Consider the following 16,156-nt stretch of genomic DNA (forward strand, 5'->3'; position numbering starts at 1 on the left):
CAGACAGACGTTCGGCGGGGCCGGGAGATTCCCGCATCGCGGATACCTTCTCGCCTCGGAATGATCGCGGAACGAATAATTCCAGCCATCCATCGGGTTGCGGGAACTGACGCCCCACCAAGTGTCATCTGCCACATATCGGGCCGCTCTTGACCGGAAGTGTCGGACAACTGGTGATCTTCCTCCCGGGGTCAGGCCGAAAACGTCCGGACACGCCTTCGAAGCTGCCCCCCAGCAGTAGTAGGCTCACGCCGTTTAAATGACGGAACACCGACCCCCGGTAACGGGGTTGACCTGGGGGAGGCTGGGGAGGCCATGCGCTTTCGCGGGAAGTCCATCCGCCGGAAGATCGTGGCGTTGCTCCTTGTGCCGCTCGTCTCCCTGACCGCCCTCTGGGGCTTCGCGACAGTCATCACCGGCCGTGAGGCCATCCAACTCTTCGACGTGGCCTACATCATCGACAAGGTGGGCTACCCCGTCGAGGACGTCGCCCGAGTCATCCAGAAGGAACGGCGCCAGACCCTGGTCGTCCTCGGCGACCCCCGGGCCGCCGCCGCCACGGCCGAACTCACCAAGCGCCGCGCCGAAACCGACCGGGCCGTCGAGCGGATCACCGTCAGTGCCCGCGACTCCAAGGTCGTCGACGAGCTGAGCCCGCAGAGCGCCCAGCGCCTGCGCTCGATCGTCTCCGCCTTCCAGGGCATCGGCACCATGCGCCGCTCCGTCGACCAGAACGCCCTGGACCCCACGCAGGCGCTGGATCTCTACAACCGGCTGGTCGACCCCTGCTACGACTTCCTCATGAACCTCCACGGCCTGGACAACGTGGAGGTCGACAAGGAAGGCCGCGCACTCGTCGGCATCAGCCGCGCCCGCGAACTGCTCTCCCGCGAGGACGCCGTCATCGCCTCCGCCCTCGCCGCGGGCAAGATCACCGCTCCTGACGTCCGCCACGTCTCCGACTTCGCGGCCAAGCGCACCCTGCTCTACGAGTTCAACCTCGTGACCCTCCCCGCCGAGGACCGGCAGGACTTCGAGCAGTACTGGAAGAACCCCGAGACCCAGCCCCTGCGCGACGCCGAGGAACGCTTCATATCCGGCGGCGCGGTCAACAAGCCGCGCAACCTCACCGCCGCCCAGTGGGACGAGGCCTCCACCAAGGTCCTCGACGACCTGGCCGCCATGAACACCGCCGCCGGCAACCGCTACCAGGAACGCATCGAGCCCGTCGCCATGGACGTCATGGTCCAGGCCGCGGCCGCCGGCATCCTCGGCTTCCTCGCCCTGGTCTTCTCCCTCGTCCTGTCCGTGCGCATCGGCCGCGACCTCGTCCGCGACCTGTCCCGGCTCCGCAAGGAGGCCCACGAGGCCTCCGGCGTCCGACTGCCCAGCGTGATGCGCCGCCTCGCCGCCGGCGAACACGTCGACGTGGAGACCGAGTCGCCCCACCTCGAATACGAGAAGGACGAGGTCGGCCAGGTCGGCCAGGCCCTCAACACCCTCCAGCGCGCCGCCGTCGAGGCCGCCGTCAAGCAGGCCGACCTGCGCCGCGGCGTCTCCGAGGTGTTCGTCAACCTGGCCCGCCGCAACCAGGTGCTGCTGCACCGCCAGCTGACCCTCCTCGACACCATGGAACGCCGCACCGAGGACACCGAGGAACTGGCCGACCTCTTCCGCCTCGACCACATGACCACCCGCATGCGCCGGCACGCCGAGGGCCTCGTGATCCTCTCCGGCGCCGCACCCTCCCGCCAGTGGCGCAAGCCCGTCCAGCTGATGGACGTCGTACGCGCCGCCGTCGCCGAGGTCGAGGACTACGAGCGCATCGAGGTACGCCGACTCACCCGCCTGGGCATCGTCGGCCCGGCCGTCGCCGACGTCACCCACCTCATCGCCGAACTCCTGGAGAACGCCACCGTGTTCTCGCCGCCGCACACCGCGGTCCAGGTGCACGGCGAGCGCGTCGCCAACGGCTTCACCCTGGAGATCCACGACCGCGGCCTCGGCATGACGCCGGAAGCGCTGCTCGACGCGAACCTCCGACTCGCCGAGACCCCCGAGTTCGAGCTCTCCGACACCGACCGCCTCGGCCTGTTCGTCGTCAGCCGCCTCGCGCAGCGCCACAACGTCAAGGTCGTCCTCCAGCCCAGCCCGTACGGGGGCACCACCGCGGTGCTCTTCCTGCCCGCGGCCCTGCTGACCGAGGCCCCCGAGACCAACGGCGCCGGCGCCCGGTTCGACGGCGCCCGCGCCGCGGCCAAGCCCCTGCGATCCGACAAGGCCGGCCACCTCGGCCGCGCCGGGTCCGAGCGGCCCACGCCCGCCGCCATGGAGCGCGCGACGTCCGGCCGCCGGCTGCCCGTCGCCGAACTGCGCGGACCCGTCGAGCTGGAGGCCCCGCTCCCGGCCGGCGGACTGAACGGCCTGGACGGCCTCGACGACCCCGCCGCGCTCGACGACGCCCCCACCGCGATCACGAGCCGCGCCGGCGGGGCCGCCCGCCCGGTCATGGCCACGCTCGACGACGAGACCCCGCCGAACGGCATCCCGCGCAGCGCCCTCCTGGGCCTGCGCCCGGCGGACCGGCCGCACACCGACCGGCACGCGGACCGGGGCGGCTCCCGCCAGGGCGACCGCGACCGCGAGTCGCTCGCGCCCACCGGCCCCGTCCGACTGGACACCCAGCGGGTGGAGGCCCCGCGTGCGGACGGCTCCCGCTCCCAGGGCGCCGTACCGCTGCCGCGTCGCCGCCCGACCCCGACTCTGGTCGCCGACCACGGCCGCCGGGTGGAACCCCGCCCGGTGTCCGTGGTCCCGCAGCCCGCCCCGGCCGCCGCGGCCGGACCCGAAGCCGGATCCGACGCGGGGGCCGCCGCACCCGGCCCCGGCATCGGCGGGCTGCCCCGCCGGGTCCGCCAGGCGAGCCTGGCGCCCCAGCTCAAGAAGTCCCCGTCCGCCGCACCCGCCGAAGCCGCCCCCGACCAGGTGGCCGACCGCGACGCGGATGACGTACGTACGCGCATGTCCGCACTCCAGCGTGGCTGGACGGCGGGCCGCAACCAGCACGCACAGCAGAAGTCCGAGACCGAGGCGGGCACATCCGCCGCCGGCGGTCCCGCGAACGAGAACGAAGGGGACGGTCGATGACCGCACCGCAGACCGGCAACGACACCAGGGGCCGCGGCTCCGGCCCGCTCAACTGGCTCCTCGACGAGCTCGTCGACCGGGTCGGCTCCATCCGCAAGGCGGTGGTCCTCTCCGGCGACGGCCTGCCCACCGGCAGCTCCAAGGACCTGACCCGTGAGGACAGCGAGCACCTGGCCGCGGTCGCCTCCGGCTTCCACAGCCTGGCCAAGGGCGTGGGCCGGCACTTCGACTCCGGCCGTGTCCGCCAGACCGTCGTCGAGCTCGACGAGGCCTTCCTCTTCGTCATGGCCGCGGGCGACGGCAGCTGCCTCGCCGTCCTGGCCGACGCCGACTCGGACGTCGGCCAGGTGGCGTACGAGATGACGCTGATGGTCAAGCGCGTCGGCGACCACCTGGCGACCGCCCCGCGCACCGGGCTGCCAGCCGGAGGGTGAGTCGTAGGGCATGAGTGATTCAGGCCAGGACCACCCCACGGACATCTCCGCCGGTTTCCCCGTCGACCCGTCCTACCCCGACCAGCAGGACCCCGACCCCGACCAGCTGGACCCCGACCACGCGCACTGGTTCGACGACGACGCGGGGCCGGTCGTCCGCCCGTACGCCATGACGCGCGGCCGGACCAGCCACGCGGGCCAGCACCGACTCGACCTGATCGCGCTCGTCGTCGCCGAACCGGCGGCCGACGATCCGGTCTGGGACATGACCCTCTCCCCGGAACACGCCCACATCCTCGGGCTGTGCCGGGGCCGACCACAGTCGGTCGCCGAACTCGCGGCCGATCTCGACCTCGCGGTCGGGGTCGTCCGTGTCCTGATCGGCGACCTGGTCGATGAAGAACTGGTCCACGTGACCAGGCCGGTACCACCGGCAGAACTGCCCGATGAATCCATTCTGCGTGAGGTGATCGATGGCCTTCGGGCGCTTTAGCCGCACCGGTGCCATGCACGCGGTGTCGCCGGTCGAGCCGCTGACCTTGAAGATCTTGGTCGCGGGCGGCTTCGGGGTGGGCAAGACCACCCTGGTCAGTGCGGTGAGCGAAATCAGACCCCTGCGCACCGAGGAACGGCTCTCCGAGCCGGGCGTCGGTGTCGACGACACCGGGGGAGTGGAGGGCAAGAGCACCACCACCGTGGCCATGGACTTCGGGCGCATCACGCTCCGTGAGGACCTGGTGCTGTACCTGTTCGGCACGCCCGGGCAGGACCGCTTCTGGTTCCTGTGGGACGAGCTGGCGCAGGGTTCGCTCGGCGCCGTCGTCCTCGCGGACACCCGTCGCCTCGCCGACTGCTTCGCCGCCATCGACTACTTCGAGCGGCGCGCGATCCCGTTCGTCGTCGCGGTCAACTGCTTCGACGGAGCCGACCGGCACCCCGTGGTGACCGTACGGACGGCGCTGGACCTCGATCCCGGGGTGCCGGTGCTGCTGTGCGACGCACGGGACCGGGAATCCGTGAAGGACGTGCTGGTGGGGGTCGTGGAACACGCGATGTCCCTGGCGCGCGAACGGCGCCGGAGCCTTTCGGCGGGAGCCTGACACGGAGGCGGCCCGTACCCCCGCCGACTGGGGTACGGGCCGCAGCTCTCACGGGGGGACCAGGGTCCCGGTCGCGGCGCGGGACTGTGGAGCGAGTGTGAACCTGCCGCCGGGGGTCGTCAAGCCTTCGGACGACACCGGTCGTTCAGCGCACGGCGACGACGGCCGAGCCGTGGCCGAACAGCCCCTGGTTCGCGGTGATCCCGGCCCGCGCACCCGGCACCTGCCGCTCCCCGGCCGTACCGCGCAACTGCCAGGTCAGCTCACACACCTGCGCGATCGCCTGCGCCGGCACCGCCTCCCCGAAGGAGGCCAGCCCGCCACTGGTGTTGACCGGGATCCGGCCGCCCAGCGCCGTCGCCCCCTCCCGGACGAGCTTCGCCCCCTCGCCCTCCCCGCACAGCCCGATGTCCTCGTACCACTCCAACTCCAGGGCGGTGGACAGGTCGTACACCTCGGCGAGCGAGAGGTCGTCCGGGCCGAGCCCCGCCTCCTCGTAGGCGGCGCGCGCGATCGAGGACCTGAAGGACCCGGCCGCCGGCGCCACCGCCACCGCCGAATCGGTCGCGATGTCCGGCAGGTCCAGCACCGTACGCGGATACGTGGGCGTCACGGTGGAGACGGCCCGGATCCGCACGGGATCGGCCACCCCGCGCGATCGCGCGAAGTCCATGCTCGTGAGGACCAGGGCCGCGCCCCCGTCGGAGGTGGCGCAGATGTCGAGCAGGCGGAGCGGATCCGCGACCACGGCCGAGGCGGCGACCTCCTCCGCCGTCACCCTCTTTCGATAGCGGGCGTGCGGATTGAGCAGCCCGGCCGCCGCGTTCTTCACCTTGACCTGGGCGAAGTCGTCCAGGGTGTCCCCGTGGAGGGCCATCCGCCGCCGCGCGTAGAGCGCGAAGTAGGCGGGGTTGGTGGCGCCGAGCACGCGGAAGCGGAGCCAGTCCGGATCGTCGGGCCGGTCGCCGCCCGCCGGTGCGAAGAACCCCTTGGGCGCGGCGTCCGCGCCGACGACGAGCACCACGTCGGCCAGGCCCGCCAGGATCTGCGCGCGGGCGGCCCCGACGGCCTGGGCGCCGGACGCGCAGGCCGCGTAGACGCTGGTGACCCGCGCCCCCTGCCAGCCGAGGGCCTGGGCGAAGGTGGCGCCCGCCACGTAGCCCGGGTATCCGGAACGCACGGTGTCGGCGCCGACGATCGACTGCACCTGCGTCCAGTCCAGCCCGGCGTCGTCCAGCGCCGCCCGCGCGGCGGCCCGCCCGTACTCCACGAAGCTGCGGCCCCATTTGCCCCAGGGGTGCATACCGGCCCCGAGGACGGCGACGTCGGCGCTCACGCGGGCCCTCCCACCGGCCGGAACCGCCAGGTGGTCCATACGGTCCCGGTGGCCTCGGCGGTGCCCAGGTCCTCGTTCAGCACGCCCCCGACCACCTCGACCTCCATCCCGACCGCCAGATCGGCGACCCCCACCCCGGGCGCGGCCTGCCCGAGGACCACCATCCGCTCGGCCTCCAGCTCCACCGCGACCAGCGTGTACGGCTCCCAGGGCACGGCCGGGTCGGACACGTACGGCGCGGGCGGCCGGTAGCGCCCGTCGGTGTAGGACCAGATCCGGCCCCGCGAGGACAGCGGCACCTCGGCCGGCTCGCCGCCGCCGGGACAGTGCGGATTGCGGCAGTACGCGTCCTCGCGCGGGAAGAACACCGCGGTACAGGCCGAGCACCGGGTGCCGAGCAACCGGAAGCCCCCGCCGTCCGGCGCGTCCTCGGTGAACCACCCGCTCACGACGGGTGTGCGTGTGCGTGCCACGATGCCCCTCCCAGGTCAGCAATCTGACGGATCGTCAGAAGTCTGCCACGGGGGAACGGCCTTGACACGGGTTCTCGGCAAGCCACTTCCGTGCGATCTCGCCCAGCTCCGCGTCGCGGCCGGCGAGCATCATCCGGATCATCTGCGCGTCCCCGCGCAGGGACCACGCGGGATGCCCGAAGGTGGCCGGATTGTTCCCCTCGATCAGGAAGTGCGCGGGCCAGGCGGTCCCGTACCCGATCAGGGGGAGTGCGGCGAGGTAGCGCCTGCGGCCGCGCGCCAGCCCGTAGGCGGTCACCGCCAGACCGGTGAGGGTGCCGGTGAGATGGACCCACCGGGTGGCGGCGCGCGAGTGCATCGCGACGTAGTACGGCCAGAATTCCTCGTACGAGGTGAAAGTCATGCGGGCACGGTACTCACGGCCGGGCGACGGCGACAGCGGCGAGGAGGTCGCGATCCGCGGCGGTCGCGGCGGCCGGTGCGGGTCCCACGGCGGGTCTTGGTGCGGCTCCCGGTGCGGGTCCATGGGGGAGCCCGGGTGGGGACCCGCAACCGCCGCCGTCCGCACCCCCCTTGGCATACGATCGCCGGATGTCGGCACACCTGAAGGACTCGCACTGCTCCACCTGCGGAGCGCCCCACTCCACCTCTGAGTGGCCCCGCACCTGCGCGGCCTGCGGGGTGACCGCCTACCGCAACCCGCTCCCGGTGGCCGTCACCCTCCTCCCCGTCGAGGACGCGGACGGCACCGGCCTCGTGGTCATCACCCGCACCATCGAACCGGCCCTCGGCGGCGTCGCCCTCCCCGGCGGATTCATCGACTTCGGCGAGGACTGGCGCGACGCGGTCGTCCGTGAGCTCTTCGAGGAGACCGGCATCACGGCTCCCGCCTCGGAGGTCGTGCTGGCCGACGCCCTGAGCTCCCCGGCGGGCCATCTCCTCCTCTTCGGTCTCCTCCCGGCCCGCCCGGTCGCGGAACTCCCCGCCTCGAAACCGACGGACGAGACCACGGGCTGGCACATCCTGCGCACCCCGTCGACGCTGGCCTTCCCCCTCCACACCCAGGCGGCCGCGTCCTGGTTCGCGGGCACCTACGCCTGAGCCCGGAGCCGCCCGGACGTGGTGGGTCGGACCGGTCTCGGCCGGTCCGACCCACCACGTCCGCTTCCCGCGAGAGGGGCGTCAGTGCCAGTCGCTGATCTGCACGTCGCGCGGATGCGGCGCGCCGCAGCCCGTCTCCACCAGGGACTTCAAGCTCATCAGGAAGATCGCCCACTTGGTGCTGCAGTGGTTCATGAACGCGACCGGTTCGCGCCAGCCCGCGTGCGCGAACATGAGGATCGTCCACTCGCCTTCCTGGGTCAGGTCGAAACTCACCGTCGTCCCGACCCACTCGGCCGGACCGTCGACGACCTCCCACAGCACCCGTTCGTTCGGCCGCAGGTCGAGCACCTTCATGTCGAAGCCGCCGACGTCGCCGAACCGGAACTCCAGGACGCCGTCGCCGGACCCGCTCGTGTCGGTCGTCCACCACGCGGCCAGGCCCTCGACCGTGGTGAGCGCTTCGTACACCTTCTCCGGGGTCGCGGTGATCCCTATCCGGTGCAGGATGTCCACCATCTCGCTCTCCTCCTTCTCCGTCTCCGTGTCACTGCTCCGTGTTCTTGGCCCGTTGGATCGCTTCGGCGAGGTCCTTGACGCGCCGCAGGCGGGCGTCCCACAGCTCACCGACGGAGTTCAGCTGCGCCACGGCACGCGCCAGCTGCGCCTCGTCCACCTGGTAGCGCTTCTCCCGTCCCGCCGGCGCGGACCGGACCAGGCCGACCCGGTCGAGCACGGCCAGGTGTTTGGTCACGGCCTGCCGCGTCACGGGCAGGTGCGCGCTGAGCGTCGTCGCCGTCCCCTGGCCGTCGGCCAGCAGGAGGTCGATCATGCGGCGCCGGGTCGGGTCGCCTATCGCGGACCAGAGGTCGTCGTCGACGGCGGTGCTCATCGCGTGGCCGCCAGTCGGTCGGCCGTCGCGACCAGGCGCGACAGGTAGAAGTCCCAGCCCTGCCGGTGGTCGTTGTAGTGGGCTTCGAGCACGGCGGCCTCCCAACCCCGCTCGCGGTAGCCGCTCTCGCGGAAGCGGACCGTGGTCCCCTTGTCCGTGGGGACGAGCTCGAAGGTCACCAGCAGGGAGTTGCCCGGACCCGCCGCCTCCGTCTCCGTCTCGTCGTAGGTCCAGCGGAACGAGAACGACCGCGGCGGGTCGGCCTCCACGACCGTGAACGGCGAGGACTGCTGTCGACCGGTGTCCTCGTCGGTCCATGTGAGCCGGGCCGTCGCGCCCGCGACCGGCTCGAACGCGGTGTCGGCGCTCCACCACTCCCGGATGTGCTCGGGGCTGCTGAGCACCTCGAACACCACCTCGGGCGAGGCGTCGATGTGCAGCTCGCGCTCGATGCTCCCGTACTCCATGGCCGTCTCCATCTATCGCAACCTTCGGTTGCATATAAAGCTAGTCCCCCTGCGACGAATGTGCAACCGATGGTTGCGTATCTGCCGGAGGGGGCAAGGGAGCCCCGCCCCATCCGCCGGAGGGGGCAAAGGAGCCCCGCCCCCCCTCACGGTCACCGGGGCCCGCGCACCCCCACCGCCTGCCGGGCCCCGCGTGCCTACAGCCCCCGTACGGTGACCCCCTCCACCCGGTTCCCCGCCTCGTCCTCCACCACCACCGCGTCCCCCACCCACCGCACCGTGTACCGCTCCACCTCGCCCGGCTCGAAGCCCGGCCCCGGATCCCGGATCACCACCCCGCCTCCCGTACGCCCCCGCGCCGGCGCCCAGACCTCCAGCTCCACCCCGCCACCGGAGCCCGCACGCACCGGCAGCACGGACCCCGCCCGCGCCAGCACCGGGATCCGGCCCTGCGGCGCGGCCAGCAGGATCTGGCCCGGCCCCTCGTACGCCGCCCCCGTCGCCGTGTCGTACCAACGCCCCCGCGGCAGCCGTACCGCCCGCCGGTCCGCCCCGCACTCCAGCACCGGCGCCACCAACAGCGCGTCACCCAGCAGGAAGGTGTCCTCGCAGTCCCGCAACCGCCGCTCCTCCGGCGCCCCCCACCACAGCGGCCGCACGTACGGGGCCCCCGTACGCCGCGCCAGATGCGCCAACGTCACGAAGTACGGCCGCAGCCGCTCCCGCTCCGCCATCACCGCCGCGGCCTGCTCCGCCACCTCCGGCCCGAACTCCCACGGCTCCCGCCGCCCCGCCCAGATCGCCGAGTGCGTCCTGAACAGCGGCAGATAGGCGCCCAGTTGCAGCCACCGCACGTACAACTCCGGCGACGGCGACCCCCCGAACCCGCCGACGTCCGGACCCGAGTACGGCACGCCGCACAGCCCGAGCCCCAGCACCAGCGCCAGCGAGGCCCGCAGCCCCTCCCAGCTCGACTCCACATCCCCCGACCACGTGCCCCCGTACCGCTGCATCCCCGCCCACCCCGACCGCGAGAACAGGAACGGCCGCTCGTCGGGCCGCAGTCGCACCAGCCCCTCCCACCCCGCCCGCGCCATCCCCAGCGCGTACACGTTGTGTCCCTCGCGATGGTCACCGCCCGCCCCGTCCAGCGCGTGCCGCGCCGACCTCGGCAGCGTCGTGTCACCGAACGGCGCGAAGGACACCGGCTCGTTCATGTCGTGCCAGAAACCGGCGAAGCCCTGCTTCAGCCGCTCCTCGTACAGCCCGCCCCACCACTCCCGCACCGCCGGATCCGTGAAATCCGGGTAGGCGCACTCGCCCGGCCACACCTCACCGCGCACCTCCGCGCCCCGCGCGTCCCGTACGAAGGCCCCGCCCGCCCCCACCGTCAGCCCCGACGCGTGCACCCCGTCGCCCGCCTTCACCGCCGGGTCCACGATCGACACGAGCCGCACCCCGATGTCCCCCAACTCCCTCGCCAGACCCGGAAGGTCGGGGAACCTCTCCGCATCCACCGTGAACACCCGGTGCCCGTCGTAGTGGTCGATGTCCAGGTGTACGGCCGACAGCGCGAGCCCGCGCGACGCGTACCCCGCCACCACCCGCCGCACCTCCTCCGCGCTCCCGAACCCCCACCGCGCGTGCTGGTACCCCAGCGCCCACTCCGGCGGCACCGCCGCCGCACCCGTCAGCCCCGACCAGCCCTGCAGCACCCGCGCCGGCGTCCCCACCAGCACCCAGCACCGCAGCGGCCCGCCCTCCATCCGCAGCTCGCTCGCCCCCGGCCGGTCCGCCCCCGAACCCGCGCCCTCCTCACCCTCCCGCAGCACCACCCGCCCGTCCCACGAGTTGTCGTGGAACACCAGATGCGTCCCCGCGTCCGCGACCACCATCTGCACCGGCATCGTCAGGTACAGCGGATCGACCCCCGGCCCGAAGCCCCCCTTCGGATCGGTGTTCCACAGCCGGTACGCCCCGTCCCGCAGCCGAGGCCCCGCGGCCCGCCCGCCCAACCCGAAGAACCGCGCGTCCGCCGGCACCTCGCTGCGCTGCAGCCACCGCGCCGCGCCCATCCGCGGATCCACCGGCTCCCACCACCGAGGCGGCGCCTCCCGCCGCAACACCGTCCCGCCCGGCGTACGCACCTCCAGTGCCCCGTGCCGCGACACCGCCACCGTCACCCGCTCCGACACCACCCGCCAGCCACCCCCGGTGTCCGGCTCCAGCACGGCCCGCGGATCCGGTTCGGGGCCCTCGCCCACCACCGCGTACGACGGCGTCGGCCCGGCCCCGTCCCAGCTCCAGAACACCGCGCCGCCCACCATCACCCGTACCAGCAGCTCGGAGCGCGCGAACCGCAGCACGCCCCCGCCCGGCCGGGCCTCCGTACCGGTCAGCAACCCCGGCACCCGCGCCCGCTCCGCGCCCCGGCGTGGCAGCCCCACCGCGTCCGAGCGCCGATGGCGCCAGGCCGAGCGCCAGGCGCGCCGACCGCGCTCCGTACCGATGTCCTTCACCGCACGTACCAGATCACGACCGTTCATGCCGCTCACCCTGCCACCGGCCCCCGGCCGAGGGGACGGCGTTCAACTGCCGTTCACCCGGCAGCGGCACCCCCGAGTCGATCACCCGACCCGCCAGGACAGCCCTGGTGCAGCGGACGATCACATGGCATGGTCCCTGTGAGCCGCCGCGCCCACACCCCCGCGCGACGGCACCGTACGCACACGAAGCGCGAGCCGCAGACTTGACCGGGAGCCGACCCATGACCTCAGCCACGCAGCCGGAACCCCTCTGGGCGCCGGGCCCCGACCGGATCGCCGCGGCCCGGATCACCGCCTTCCAGGCCTGGGCCGCCGAGCGCCACGGAGCCCCGGCCGACGGCGGCTACCCCGCCCTGCACCGCTGGTCCGTCGACGAGCTCGACACCTTCTGGCAGGCCGTCGCCGAGTGGTTCGACGTCCGCTTCACCACCCCGTACGAGTCCGTCCTCGCCGACCGCTCCATGCCCGGCGCACGCTGGTTCACCGGAGCCACCCTCAACTACGCCGAGCACGCCCTGCGCGCCGCCGAGGACCCGGCACGCGCCGCCGAGCCCGCCCTGCTGTACGTCGACGAGACCCACGAGGTCGTCCCCGTCACCTGGGCCGAGCTCCGCCGGCAGGTCGGCTCGCTCGCCGCCGAACTGCGCGCCCTCGGCGTCCGCCCCGGCGACCGGATCAGCGGCTACCTCCCCAACATCCCCCAGGCCGCGGTCGCCCTCCTCGCCACCGCCGCCGTCGGCGGGGTCTGGACCTCCTGCGCCCCCGACTTCGGCGCCCGCAGCGTCCTCGACCGCTTCCAGCAGGTCGAGCCGGTCGTCCTGTTCACCGTCGACGGCTACCGCTACGGCGGCAAGGAGCACGACCGCCGCGAGACCGTCGCCGAACTCCGGGCGGACCTCCCGTCCCTGCGCGCCGTCGTCCACATCCCGCTCCTCGGCACACCCGCCCCCGCCGGCGCCCTCGAATGGTCCGACCTGACCTCGGGCGACACCGAGCCCGTCTTCGAGCCGGTCCCCTTCGACCACCCGCTCTGGGTGCTCTACTCCTCCGGCACGACCGGCCTCCCCAAGGCCATCGTCCAGTCCCAGGGCGGCATCCTCCTCGAACACCTCAAGCAGCTCGGCCTGCACTGCGACCTCGGCCCCGAGGACCGGTTCTTCTGGTACACCTCCACCGGCTGGATGATGTGGAACTTCCTCGTCTCCGGCCTGCTCACGGGCACGACCGTCGTCCTCTACGACGGCAGCCCCGGCTACCCCGACACGGGCGCCCAGTGGCGCATCGCCGAGCGGACGAAGGCCACCCTCTACGGCACCTCCGCCGCCTACGTCATGGCCTGCCGCAAGGCCGAGGTCCACCCGTCCCGCGACTTCGACCTCTCCGCCGTGAAGTGCGTGGCCACCACCGGCTCCCCGCTCCCGCCCGACGGCTTCCGCTGGCTCCACGACGAGGTCGCCGAAGACCTCTGGATCGCCTCCGTCAGCGGCGGCACCGACGTGTGCAGCTGCTTCGCGGGCGCCGTCCCCACCCTCCCGGTGCACATCGGCGAACTCCAGGCCGCCTGCCTCGGTACGGACCTCCAGGCCTGGGACCCCTCCGGCAAGCCCGTCACCGGCGAGGTCGGCGAGCTCGTCGTCACCAACCCGATGCCGTCCATGCCGATCCACTTCTGGAACGACCCCGACGGCAGCCGCTACCGCGACAGCTACTTCGAGATGTTCCCGGGTGTCTGGCGCCACGGTGACTGGATCACCATCACCGACCACGGCTCGGTGATCATCCACGGCCGCTCCGACTCCACCCTCAACCGGCAGGGCGTCCGCATGGGCTCCGCCGACATCTACGAAGCCGTCGAACGCCTCCCCGAGATCAAGGAATCCCTGGTCATCGGCCTGGAGGAGCCGAACGGCGGCTACTGGATGCCGCTCTTCGTCCACCTCGCCCCCGGCGCGACCCTCGACGACGACCTGCGCGCCCGGATCAAGGCGACCATCCGCGAGGAACTCTCCCCGCGCCACGTCCCCGACGAGATCATGGAAGTCCCCGCCATCCCGCACACCCTCACCGGCAAGCGCATCGAGGTCCCGGTCAAGCGCCTCCTGCAGGGCACCCCCCTTGCCAAGGCGGTCAACCCGGGCTCCGTCGACAACATCGGCCTCCTCCACTTCTACGAGGAGCTGGCCTGCACCCGCGGCTGAGGCCACTGTCAGTAGCGATGATTACTCTGAGTGAGCAAGTGATTGCGACACTCAGGGGGAGTCATGCCACGCAAGAACGACACCGGTACGCACACGGGAACGCCCACCGGCACGAGCACGCGCACGCACCGGACCCGCACCGCCGACCGGCGCCGCCTGCTGCGCCGTGAGGTCCCCGGCACCGTCGGCCTCCTGGCCGACGCCGGGGACTTCGCGGCCATGCGCGGCTACCGCAGCTTCACCTTCGACGACCACCAGGACTACCTCCACCACGTGGACGGCCTGCTCAGGTCCCTCGCCGCCCAGGGCATCCACACCACCGTCGCCCTGTTCGACCCCGAGGAGTACGCCGAGTTCTGCGGGGAGACCGGCCTCGACCCGGACACCGTCGAAGCCCGCGCCCGCTTCACCGCCGAACTCGCCGGCAGCGGCGCCCTCCTGCCCTACGACGGTCAGCCGATCGACGAGCTCGTGCCGCTCCTCGTCGACGAGGCCGTCCGCCAGGCCACCTGGGAGTACGCCACCGGGGTCCTCGCCGAGGTCGGCCACTGCGCGGACTGCGGCGAGGACATCGGCCACGCCTCCTTCGACCGCGCCACCGACGCCCTCAAACGCCTCGTGGCCGGCGCCGGACCCGGCCACCACCACTTCGTCTGCAGCATCCCGACCGAGGCGCAACAACTCGTCGCCGTCCTGCACGCCGACACCACCGACGACCCGGACGCACCGCCGCGCGTCGACGCCCGGGAAGGCCTCGACTTCGTGACGGTCCTCGCCGCCGGACTCGCCCTCGGCGGCCCCGGGGGACTGGTGGTACGCACCACCGGTCAGGGCGGCCGGGCCCGGGTCCACGGCTGGCGCCTTGACCGCGGCCGGCTCACCGTCCTGTCGGCCGCCGCCGTCTTCAACGCCTACTGCACCGACGCCGACACCGGAGACCCCGTCGCCCCCGAATCGGGCGTCGAATACTGCCCGGGCTACGAGGTGGACGCACCCGGACCGCACCACTGACCGCACCACGACCGGGCCGGGACGTACCGAGGGGCCCTCGCCACCGGCGAAGGCCCCTCGAAACGAACACCGCGATCCGGCTACCGGCTACTCGCCGGACAGCACCGCCTGAGCGGCCTTACGGGCCTCCTCGGCGGTGTCCGACGCACGAGCCGCAGCCGCGGCCCGCTCGCACTGGGCCAGCGTGTACTTGGCGAGCGTCGCCCGCACATAGGGGATCGAAGCGGCACCCATCGAGAGAGAGGTGACACCCAGACCGGTCAGCACACAGGCCAGCAGCGGATCGGAAGCGGCCTCGCCACACACACCACAGCTCTTGCCCTCCGCCCTGGCGGCATCCGCCGACATGGCGATCAGGTCGAGGAGCGCCGGCTGCCACGGATCCTGGAGCCGCGAGACGGCGCCGACCTGACGGTCGGCGGCGAAGGCGTACTGGGCCAGGTCGTTCGTGCCCAGCGACAGGAACTCGACCTCCTGGAGGATCGAGCGCGCCCGCAGCGCGGCGGAAGGGATCTCCACCATCGCCCCGAACTTCGCCTTCAGACCGGCCTCCCGGCACGCGTCCGCGAAGGCCTTGGCGTCGATCCGGTCGGCGACCATCGGGGCCATGACCTCGAGGTGGACCGGCAGTCCCTGGGCCGCCTTGGCCAGCGCGGTCAGCTGCGTACGCAGCACGTCCGGGTGGTCCAGCAGCGAGCGCAGCCCGCGCACACCCAACGCGGGATTGGGCTCGTCGCCCGGCGTCAGGAAGTCCAGCGGCTTGTCGGCGCCGGCATCGAGCACCCGCACCACGACCCGACCCTCGGGGAAGGCTTCGAGCACCTTGCGGTAGGACTCGAACTGCTTCTCCTCGGACGGCGCCTTCTTGCTGTCGTCCAGGAACAGGAACTCGGTGCGGAACAGACCCACACCCTCCGCCCCGGCCTCGACGGCCGCCGGCACGTCCGCGGGACCGCCGACATTGGCCAGCAGCGGCACCTTGTGACCGTCGGAGGTCGCACCCGGACCGGACGAGGCGGCCAGAGCCGCCCTGCGCTCGGCGGCCGCGGCCTCCAGCTCGGCCCGCTTCTGCGGCGACGGGTCCACGAACAGGTCACCCGTGCTGCCGTCCACCGCGATCATGGTGCCCTCGGCGATCTCACCGGCACCCGGCAGCGCCACGATCGCCGGCACGCCCAGCGCCCGCGCCAGGATGGCGCTGTGGCTGGTCGGCCCGCCCTCCTCGGTCACGAAACCGAGGACGAGCGCCGGGTCGAGCAGCGCCGTGTCGGCGGGAGCCAGGTCCCGTGCGATCAGCACGTACGGCTCGTCGCTGTCGGGCACACCCGGCATCGGCACACCCAGCAGCCGCGCCACGATGCGGTTGCGTACGTCGTCCAGGTCGGCCACCCGACCGGCCATGTACTCGCCGGCCCCCGCGAGCAGGACGCGGTACGCGGCGAAGGCGTCGT

General features: G+C 72.7%; 15 protein-coding genes (1 of these 15 only partly in view). 7 read left to right on the plus strand and 8 right to left on the minus strand.

What is annotated here, in order from left to right:
* Positions 1 to 315: 315 nt before the first annotated feature.
* Genes ACWG52_RS30885 through ACWG52_RS30900 form a run of 4 tightly spaced genes read left to right on the plus strand, consistent with a single transcriptional unit; the run spans position 316 to position 4,681 of the window.
* On the plus strand, positions 316 to 3,147 hold the full coding sequence (locus ACWG52_RS30885) for a nitrate- and nitrite sensing domain-containing protein (RefSeq protein ID WP_453126519.1): 2,832 nt from the start codon (positions 316 to 318) through the stop codon (positions 3,145 to 3,147).
* On the plus strand, positions 3,144 to 3,581 hold the full coding sequence (locus tag ACWG52_RS30890; protein ID WP_030016314.1) for a roadblock/LC7 domain-containing protein: 438 nt from the start codon (positions 3,144 to 3,146) through the stop codon (positions 3,579 to 3,581). The genes ACWG52_RS30885 and ACWG52_RS30890 overlap by 4 nt, the downstream gene beginning before the upstream one ends.
* Before the next feature lie 43 nt (positions 3,582 to 3,624).
* A complete protein-coding gene (locus ACWG52_RS30895; RefSeq protein ID WP_389813197.1) occupies positions 3,625 to 4,074 on the plus strand; it encodes a DUF742 domain-containing protein in 450 nt (149 codons plus the stop codon).
* Entirely contained in the window at positions 4,055 to 4,681 is a 627-nt protein-coding gene (locus ACWG52_RS30900) for a GTP-binding protein (protein WP_030016310.1), read from the plus strand. The genes ACWG52_RS30895 and ACWG52_RS30900 overlap by 20 nt, the downstream gene beginning before the upstream one ends.
* Before the next feature lie 145 nt (positions 4,682 to 4,826).
* Here ACWG52_RS30900 and ACWG52_RS30905 read toward each other — a convergent pair whose 3' ends face one another.
* Genes ACWG52_RS30905 through ACWG52_RS30915 form a run of 3 tightly spaced genes read right to left on the minus strand, consistent with a single transcriptional unit; the run spans position 4,827 to position 6,893 of the window.
* Positions 4,827 to 6,017 carry a lipid-transfer protein gene (locus ACWG52_RS30905; RefSeq protein WP_390140488.1) on the minus strand — a complete coding sequence of 397 codons (1,191 nt, stop codon included), beginning with the start codon at positions 6,015 to 6,017 and terminating at the stop codon, positions 4,827 to 4,829.
* Complete coding sequence (locus tag ACWG52_RS30910; RefSeq protein ID WP_389812600.1) at positions 6,014 to 6,490, minus strand: Zn-ribbon domain-containing OB-fold protein; 477 nt, start codon at positions 6,488 to 6,490, stop codon at positions 6,014 to 6,016. The genes ACWG52_RS30905 and ACWG52_RS30910 overlap by 4 nt, the downstream gene beginning before the upstream one ends.
* Positions 6,491 to 6,524: 34 nt before the next feature.
* The gene (locus ACWG52_RS30915) at positions 6,525 to 6,893 is read right to left on the minus strand and encodes an Mpo1-like protein (protein WP_390140490.1); all 369 of its coding nucleotides are present in this window, start codon (positions 6,891 to 6,893) and stop codon (positions 6,525 to 6,527) included.
* 188 nt (positions 6,894 to 7,081) lie between these two features.
* Here ACWG52_RS30915 and ACWG52_RS30920 point away from each other — a divergent pair, with 188 nt between their 5' ends.
* Positions 7,082 to 7,591 carry an NUDIX domain-containing protein gene (locus ACWG52_RS30920; protein ID WP_453126521.1) on the plus strand — a complete coding sequence of 170 codons (510 nt, stop codon included), beginning with the start codon at positions 7,082 to 7,084 and terminating at the stop codon, positions 7,589 to 7,591.
* A gap of 81 nt (positions 7,592 to 7,672) precedes the next feature.
* Here ACWG52_RS30920 and ACWG52_RS30925 read toward each other — a convergent pair whose 3' ends face one another.
* The 4 genes from ACWG52_RS30925 to ACWG52_RS30940 form a co-directional block, all read right to left on the minus strand.
* Complete coding sequence (locus ACWG52_RS30925; protein ID WP_453126523.1) at positions 7,673 to 8,110, minus strand: SRPBCC family protein; 438 nt, start codon at positions 8,108 to 8,110, stop codon at positions 7,673 to 7,675.
* 28 nt (positions 8,111 to 8,138) lie between these two features.
* Positions 8,139 to 8,483: an ArsR/SmtB family transcription factor gene (locus tag ACWG52_RS30930; RefSeq protein WP_389812589.1), complete on the minus strand. Its 345-nt coding sequence runs from the start codon at positions 8,481 to 8,483 to the stop codon at positions 8,139 to 8,141.
* Positions 8,480 to 8,962 (minus strand): SRPBCC domain-containing protein, encoded by a 483-nt coding sequence (locus ACWG52_RS30935; RefSeq protein ID WP_390140492.1) that lies wholly within the window; start codon positions 8,960 to 8,962, stop codon positions 8,480 to 8,482. The genes ACWG52_RS30930 and ACWG52_RS30935 overlap by 4 nt, the downstream gene beginning before the upstream one ends.
* A 185-nt stretch (positions 8,963 to 9,147) precedes the next feature.
* Positions 9,148 to 11,496, minus strand: coding sequence for a glycoside hydrolase family 31 protein (locus ACWG52_RS30940; protein WP_390140494.1), 2,349 nt, complete (start codon positions 11,494 to 11,496; stop codon positions 9,148 to 9,150).
* Between the two features lie 221 nt (positions 11,497 to 11,717).
* Here ACWG52_RS30940 and ACWG52_RS30945 point away from each other — a divergent pair, with 221 nt between their 5' ends.
* On the plus strand, positions 11,718 to 13,694 hold the full coding sequence (locus ACWG52_RS30945; protein WP_453126525.1) for an acetoacetate--CoA ligase: 1,977 nt from the start codon (positions 11,718 to 11,720) through the stop codon (positions 13,692 to 13,694).
* Positions 13,695 to 13,757: 63 nt separating this feature from the next.
* Positions 13,758 to 14,705 (plus strand): hypothetical protein, encoded by a 948-nt coding sequence (locus tag ACWG52_RS30950; protein WP_390140496.1) that lies wholly within the window; start codon positions 13,758 to 13,760, stop codon positions 14,703 to 14,705.
* Positions 14,706 to 14,792: 87 nt separating this feature from the next.
* Here ACWG52_RS30950 and ptsP read toward each other — a convergent pair whose 3' ends face one another.
* On the minus strand, positions 14,793 to 16,156 hold the 3' portion of the coding sequence (ptsP, locus tag ACWG52_RS30955) for a phosphoenolpyruvate--protein phosphotransferase (RefSeq protein WP_033226215.1). 307 nt of this gene lie beyond the right edge of the window; only the last 1,364 of its 1,671 coding nucleotides appear in the window; its start codon lies off the right edge, out of view; it ends in the stop codon at positions 14,793 to 14,795.

This window comes from Streptomyces sp. CLCI03 (assembly GCF_053615355.1).